Annotated in this window: 3 protein-coding genes and 1 pseudogene; all 4 read left to right on the top strand. The window is 66.1% G+C overall.

Annotated features, from left to right (window positions below):
- A pseudogene (locus tag VGH54_RS19155) lies at positions 1–252 on the top strand (long-chain fatty acid--CoA ligase); the annotation flags it as partial.
- Entirely contained in the window at positions 236–1,015 is a 780-nt protein-coding gene (locus tag VGH54_RS19150) for an alpha/beta hydrolase (protein WP_331513652.1), read from the top strand. The pseudogene VGH54_RS19155 and the gene VGH54_RS19150, both read left to right, overlap by 17 nt.
- Positions 1,016–1,262: 247 nt before the next feature.
- Entirely contained in the window at positions 1,263–2,357 is a 1,095-nt protein-coding gene (locus VGH54_RS19145; RefSeq protein ID WP_331513651.1) for a phenazine antibiotic biosynthesis protein, read from the top strand.
- A gap of 22 nt (positions 2,358–2,379) precedes the next feature.
- The gene (locus tag VGH54_RS19140; RefSeq protein WP_331513653.1) at positions 2,380–3,744 is read left to right on the top strand and encodes an aldehyde dehydrogenase family protein; all 1,365 of its coding nucleotides are present in this window, start codon (positions 2,380–2,382) and stop codon (positions 3,742–3,744) included.
- Positions 3,745–3,769: the final 25 nt, after the last annotated feature.

Below are 3,769 nucleotides of genomic sequence, written 5' to 3'. Positions count from 1 at the left end.
TGGGCCAAAGACAACGGGCTGAGCGGCAAGTCGTATGAGGACCTCACGAAATCCGATGAGGTGCACGACATGATCGACGAGCACGTCAAGAAGCTCAACGCCAGCCTGAACCGGTGGGAGACGATCAAGAAGTGGGCGGTGCTCGACCACGACCTCTCCGTCGACGGTGGCCAGTTGACACCGTCGCTCAAGGTCAAGCGCGGCGTTGTCGCTGAGCAGAACAAGGAGACCTTGGATGGCTTCTACTCCTGAGCCGGTGGCCGAGCCGTGGGCTGAGCTCCCCGATGCCGCTAACGCGGCGCTACCGGGACGCCTGCTCCGCACGCTCGAGTGGCGCACCGGTATGGAGTACGTTTCGGCTCGGCTGGCGATGCGCCGCATCGCCGGCTGGCCGCACGGCGACGGCCATCCCGTTCTGGTGTTGCCGGGGTTCCTGGCCGGCCCGGGATCGACCGAACTGCTGCGTAACGTGTTGCGCCAGTTGGATTACCGGGTCTACGACTGGGGCCTGGGCACCAACATGGGTTATCGCGCCAGTATGAAGGAGACGCTGCCGGCGCGCCTGCACCACATCCGGGAACGGAGCGACGGGCGCCGGGTAAGTCTCATCGGCTGGAGCGCCGGCGGTATCTATGCCCGCGAACTGGCCCGCGCACTGCCCGACGATGTCCGGTCGGTGATCACCCTGGGATCACCGTTTCGGGGCAACCACCAGGCCACCACCGCGTGGCGGGTATGGCGGCTGATAAACCGTGGCACCGACGGCACCGAGGCCGTCTCCGAACGGGCGCTGAACCGGCGCGCCCAACCATTGTCGGTACCGACGACCTGCATCTACAGCAAATCGGACGGCATCGTGGCCTGGCAGTGCTGCACCAGCGTGCCCGCCCCTCAGACGGAAAACGTCGAAGTACGCAGCAGCCACTTGGGATACGGGCACAACGTGCAAACGCTGTCGGTGATCGCCGACCGGCTGGCTCAACCGGAAGGCCGCTGGCGGCCGTATCAGCGATGACTGCAATATAGATGCCGGGATTTCGTCGACGCCGATTGTGCAGCTTGTGCAGGTTAAAATGATGAAATCACGTATCCGAGCTGCACAGTCGACACGCTCGCGCACCAAGTGACCCACCCGCGCGAGATGTCGGGGCGGCTAATGCCGGCGCTACAGCCGGTGAACGGGGTACGAAAACCATTCTCGGTAAAGCGGATTGGCGGGTGGTCGATTGCCCGGCCGATCTGGGCTGCGACATGATCGGGGGATGGCCGACATCGATTTTTCGCTGCTGGACGTGCCACGATCAGCTCCGGTGGATGACCCGGAGGCGTATCTGCGCGCCGCGATCGCCTGGCACTTCGGCGAAAAAACCGGCAGCGCGTTCTGGTTGCGGACGGCCCGCACGCTGAACTTCAACCCGCTGACCGACATCAACACCTTCACCGACCTACGACTGTTTCCCAATCTCTTGAGCGAGTTGCGCATCGAGGCCGTCGAAGACCTGATTCCGCGCGGCTACGGATCACCGCCGCCGGTGCCGCAGATCTTCGAATCCGGTGGTACCACCGGTGCGCCGAAAAGGACTGTCCAGCTGCCGGATTGGGTCGCCCAGGTCATCGAATGGCAGACCGAGGATTTCGCCGGCGGCGGCTTCCTACCCGGACGCGGTTTCCTGTGCATGATGCCGAGCGGGCCGCACGGCGTGGGCTACTTCTCTCGCCTGGTCTCCGAGCGGCTCGGCTCGACCTTTCACGCCATCGACCTGGACCCGCGATGGGTCAAGAAGATCACTGCCCGCAACGCCGCCTCGGAGGTGACGGCCTACGTCGACCATCTCGTCGAGCAGGCCGTCCATGTGCTGCAGACCCAGCAGGTCGCGAACCTGCACACCACTCCGCCGCTGCTCGAGGCCATGGCCCGCAACGACGACGTGGTCAACCTGATGAACGAGAAAGTCGGCTTCATGCTGCTCAGCGGCGCGCATGTGGACGTCGACACGTTGGATCTGCTGAGCGGGATCTTCCCGAACACGACGATCACGATGGCGTTCGGCAGCACGATGATCCTGTCTCAGGCGATCACCCGGCGCCGCGACGATGACCCGTTCGTCTTCCACCCCCGCAGCCCGTATGCAACCTTCTGGGTGGTGGATCCCGATAGCGGCGACGAAGTGCCGTACGGCCAACGCGGACAGGTCGTGATGAATCACATCAGCAAGGGGATGTTCCTGCCGAACAATCTGGAACGCGACAGTGCCATCCGGATGCCGGGACTCCCCGGGCAAGTGGGTGATTCGGTCAGCGAGGTGCGGCCCGTCGCCTCCTTCGAAGGCGAGCCGGTCATCGAAGGCGTCTACTGAGATGTCCTCCGATGCAACGGATCTGATCGCTATCGATGCTCTCGGTCCCGACGGCGCGTACCGGACCCGCAACCGCGAGCATGTCATGACCACCGATGGCGTCGCCATCGCCGAACTCAGCATGGCGCCGCCGCTGTACGTCTCGCGCGCGATCAACGCTCAACGCGGTGCCCGGCCGCTGCCGGCGCGCGAGCGGGAAGCCGCGTTGGCCAACGCCGCCGACGCGTTTTCCAACGGGGTGATCGCCGGACTGGACTTCGACGCCTACACGGTTGCGGCCAGCCGGATTTCGGGCGTGCCCATCTCGGTGACCCGGGCCGGGGCCCGCAGCGTTGCCGACGGTGTCGCATCGGCTTTCGGCGCGGTGCACGCGGCCCGGCCGACGGGTGCCGCGCTGGACTGGCGCGACGAGCCCACCCGACACGGCGGTGCAGTGTGGGCCCGGCGAGGCGAAGCCCTCGCGGTGCTCGCCTCCGGGAACGGCCCGGGTGTGCACGGGCTGTGGCCGCAAGCGCTCGCACTGGGCTACCGGGTAGCGGTCCGCCCGTCCCGCCGTGAGCCGCTCACCGCCCACCGGCTCGTCCACGCGTTGGGCCACGCCGGATTTCGGCCGCACGACGCCGTGTATCTGCCCACCGACCATCGCGGCGCCGACGAGATGATCCGCTCGGCCGATCTCGCCATGGTCTACGGCGGTCAGGATGTCGTCGACAAATACGCCGGCGACCCGACGGTGTTCGTCAACGGCCCGGGACGGGCCAAGATCCTGATCACCGACGACCACGACTGGCGTGACTACATCGACGTGATCACCGATTCGATCGCCAATCTTGGCGGCGTGGCATGCGTCAACGCCACCGCCGTGCTCTACGAAGGCGATCCCGCCGCGCTGGCCGAGGCGATCGCACAACGATTGTCGACGATCGCGGTGCTGCCGACCGACGACGAGCGGGCCATCCTGCCCACGCAGAACATCGACGCGGCAACCGCTTTGGCGAGTCATCTGGCAACGGTGGCCGCCGGCACCACGCCGCTGCTGGGCGCCGACCAGGTGGTCGCCGCACTCAGCGACAGCTACGCCGCGCTACGCCCGGCCGTACACCTGCTGGCCAAACCCGATGTCGCGAAACTCAACGTCGAATTGCCGTTCCCATGCGTCTGGGTCTCGCCGTGGTCGCGGGCCGACGGGCTGGAGCCGCTGCGGCATTCGCTGGTGATCAGCGCGATCACCGACGACGCCGACTTGATCGACGATCTGCTCGCCGAGCCGACCATCGCCAACGTGTACGGCGGCCGGCATCCCACCCACCACACGGCCCCCGAGATTCCGCACGACGGTTTCCTCGCCGACTTCCTGATGCGCAACAAAGGATTTATCCGCGACTGAGGTTGCCGGCCTTGAGCTTTGGCCG

Source organism: Mycobacterium sp. (assembly GCF_036488105.1).
Taxonomy (GTDB): Bacteria; Actinomycetota; Actinomycetes; order Mycobacteriales; family Mycobacteriaceae; genus Mycobacterium.
The sequence above is the reverse complement of the archived record's forward strand: the minus strand, read 5'-3'. Positions and strand labels throughout refer to the sequence as shown.